This is a genomic window from Staphylococcus sp. MB377, from assembly GCF_001922505.1.
GTDB classification, from domain to species: Bacteria; Bacillota; Bacilli; order Staphylococcales; family Staphylococcaceae; genus Staphylococcus; species Staphylococcus haemolyticus.
On sequence record NZ_MAON01000032.1, the window covers coordinates 1 to 3,026 of the forward strand.

At 37.0% G+C, this 3,026-nt stretch carries 6 protein-coding genes and 1 pseudogene; all 7 read left to right on the forward strand.

The window, feature by feature from the left end; translation table 11 throughout:
- Positions 1-343, forward strand: a pseudogene (locus tag BB045_RS07090) (hypothetical protein); the annotation flags it as partial.
- 43 nt (positions 344-386) lie between these two features.
- A complete protein-coding gene (locus BB045_RS07095; protein ID WP_075140622.1) occupies positions 387-698 on the forward strand; it encodes a head-tail connector protein in 312 nt (103 codons plus the stop codon).
- Positions 695-1,039 carry a head-tail adaptor protein gene (locus BB045_RS07100; RefSeq protein WP_075140623.1) on the forward strand — a complete coding sequence of 115 codons (345 nt, stop codon included), beginning with the start codon at positions 695-697 and terminating at the stop codon, positions 1,037-1,039. The genes BB045_RS07095 and BB045_RS07100 overlap by 4 nt, the downstream gene beginning before the upstream one ends.
- Positions 1,014-1,421: an HK97-gp10 family putative phage morphogenesis protein gene (locus BB045_RS07105; protein WP_016513765.1), complete on the forward strand. Its 408-nt coding sequence runs from the start codon at positions 1,014-1,016 to the stop codon at positions 1,419-1,421. The genes BB045_RS07100 and BB045_RS07105 overlap by 26 nt, the downstream gene beginning before the upstream one ends.
- A gap of 5 nt (positions 1,422-1,426) precedes the next feature.
- A complete protein-coding gene (locus BB045_RS07110; RefSeq protein ID WP_029441608.1) occupies positions 1,427-1,789 on the forward strand; it encodes a hypothetical protein in 363 nt (120 codons plus the stop codon).
- A 14-nt stretch (positions 1,790-1,803) separates the two neighbouring features.
- The gene (locus BB045_RS07115) at positions 1,804-2,397 is read left to right on the forward strand and encodes a hypothetical protein (RefSeq protein ID WP_000729988.1); all 594 of its coding nucleotides are present in this window, start codon (positions 1,804-1,806) and stop codon (positions 2,395-2,397) included.
- A 46-nt stretch (positions 2,398-2,443) separates the two neighbouring features.
- The gene (locus tag BB045_RS07120; protein ID WP_000150393.1) at positions 2,444-2,872 is read left to right on the forward strand and encodes a hypothetical protein; all 429 of its coding nucleotides are present in this window, start codon (positions 2,444-2,446) and stop codon (positions 2,870-2,872) included.
- Positions 2,873-3,026: the final 154 nt, after the last annotated feature.

A 3,026-nucleotide genomic window follows, 5' to 3' on the forward strand; every position in this document is an offset into this window, starting at 1 on the left:
GGTTTTAGGTTTATTATCTAAAGATGATCGCTTTACTAAGCAACCTGTTGTTTTAGAAAATGGTATTGTTGAAGGACAGATTATTAATGGATCACAAATCGTTGTATCAGAAGAAATTCACGGTACTAGTGGTAAGTATAAAATTTTAGGTCTTCATAAGTCTGCCATTGGATACGGGACACAGTTAACTGAAACAGAGGCACAACGTCTGCAAAATTCTTTTGCAGATGGTATTCGTGGTCTTATGGTTTATGGTGGAGATATCCTTCGTCAAGAGTCAATAGCGGTACTTACAGCTACAGTTACATCAATTACTCCGGAAAAACCAGGTGGAGGGGCTTAATAAGCCTTCTCCATTTTTTTCTTTTACGTAAGTAGGTGATTAGATGGAAGATATGAAAGCAGAAATTTTAAAACGTGTAAAACTGCAAGTACCTAATATAAGTGATGAAAATTTATTAATAAGCATTGAAGATACAATGTTAATGGTTGCTGAGTACACCAATAGAACTATTCCTGAATTCCCTCCTGCTTATATTGGTATCATCGCTAAAATGGTGGTTCATCAGTATATGGAGCAAGAGAGAGAAGGAAAGAAAAGTGAATCGTTAGGTAACTATTCTGTTACTTATGATGATGTGGTAGATTATCCAGCAAACGTCACGAAGGGGCTGAAAGTGAGGTTACGTGTTCGATGATTCAGTCAATGATACGCAAGTTTGGAAAAGATGCTACAGTACTTCGCAACGCTGGTTCTGATGATGGACCATATTCAACAGAAGAATGGAAAGAAATCAATACTGTTAAAGGTGTATTGGATGCTATCCAAGGGACAAAGGATGCTCGCAATAAGAAAGTAGAAGAGAAAAGCACACATTTCTTTTACTGCATGCTTTTCGACGTAACTATTCAAGATAGATTAGTTATCGATAAGAAGGTATACAGCGTTACTTATCCGGGCGATCCAATGAATGCGGGTAGATTCTTTCAAATAGAATTGGAGATGTTGCCATATGAGCGTGAAATTCCAATCCAATAGAGCCGCTGTTATGGCGAGACATTTGGCTGCAAAGAAAGCAGCTCATACTGCTATTGGTCAATTTGTATCTTCTAAAGCTAAATTACTTGCTGCTGTAGACACTGGCAATCTAAGAAGAAGCATTAGTTCTAAAGCAGAGCAAGAAAAAGTTGTTATCGGTACTTCTGCTGATCATGGAATTTATGTTGAGAAAGGAACAGGAATTTATGCTGTAGACGGTGATGGGCGTAAAACTCCTTGGATGTACCGTGACCCTAAAACAGGGAAGATGGTTAAAACTCAAGGGCAACATGCACAGCCTTTTCTTAGACCAGCAGCAGAGAGCAATAAACCGCAAATTACACAAGTTGGCACGCGAACCTATTCGTCGTTAATGAGGTAGATAGCATGAATGACTTTATAAATATATTACACAGTGAATTAAAACAGATTCATAAAGAAACGTATTATGAAATCGCTAAAACAACGGCTGAAATGCCTTATCTGGTATTCACGGTAAATGATGACAAAGAACCATGGGGACGAAAGAATATCATGCTTACAATTGATATTTACGGCACTTCCGCTCATCTTAGTAAAATAGATGAACTGATTATGAAGCTAGAAAACAATCTTCATAGAAAAAGGTTAAGCAGTGCTGAATTTGGTGCTGCTATTTCTTATCTTTCGAGTCAGAAAGTACCTGATCCAGACCCGAATATCAGACGTAAAGAAGTGCGGTTCATTTTAAGAACTTATTTTAAACAATAGAAAGGGTTGATTATATGGCAGCTCCACAACCAAAACCAGAGAATGTCCTATTCGGAGATTGGGGTGCATTCTTCTTTAATTATGGAGAAAAAGACGAACTACCTGTAGGTGCTACACAAGGCGGTGGCTCATTTAAATACGAACCAGAGTTTAAAGAAATTGAATATGATGGTTCTCCTGGTGACACTATGGGGATGAAACGTATTACAAAATCAAAAACTCAAATTAGTTTTAAGACACTTGAATTTTTGGATAAAGAAAAAATCAAAAACTTTATTGCTGGTTTAAAAGTATCAGAAGAGACTGTTACAAAAGACGGGAAAACAATTAAGTACGACGTGATCGAAGCTACAGAACGTCTAACAAAAGATAGCTATCTTAAAAACGTAGCATGGGTTGGCGAAACTTTAGGTGGAGATATCGTTGAAATTATCGTATATAACGCATTATCTGACGGTTCATTAGAGCTAGGATTTGAAAACGAAAGTGAAGTTGTTCCAGAAGTGACATTCACAGGACATCGTGATCCAGAAAACATTCGAAAAGTACCATGGAAAAAACGTATTTTAACAGCAACAGAAGCAGCTAAATTAATACCAGCAGGTTAAAGAGTAGGGATAATCCCTGCTCTTTTTATTTTAAGGAGGAATAAATATGACTATTGCAATTCAAGAAAAAGAATATAAAGTGAGACAAATTCATGGTGGAGATTTATTTTCTGTAGTTCGTATTTTGAAGAAATCGAAATTCAAGGTTGATATTAATTTACTTAAAGATTTAATGATGGGCGTACGAAATAAAGAAGGAGCAACTCAAGCTGATGTATTAGCTGCACAAGAGACTTTCGGGTATGACATTATCATGAAGTTTATCTTCGGGTTAGAAGAAGCAGAACAGGAATTTTTTGAGTTTGTAGCCGGACTTTTAGTTCATGAAGATGAAGGTGGCAAAAAAACATCACCAGGTTGGGAAACGATTCGAACTTTAAATCTAGAAGAGTTGGTTCGATTATTTATTGCAATTAAAGATTCAGAAGTTGGGCTGGTTAAGCTTTTTTCCAATGCGGTGAACTTGATGAAATAGATTTCATCGATACGTTAGCTTCTCGCTATCCAAATATGGAGTATATAAGGAGTTTGGATGCAGAGATAGTTATTAACTTGTATCTCACCGCAAAGAAGAAACAGATGGACCGCATGTTATGGGAAGAATGGTGTGCCCTACAACCGTACTGCGA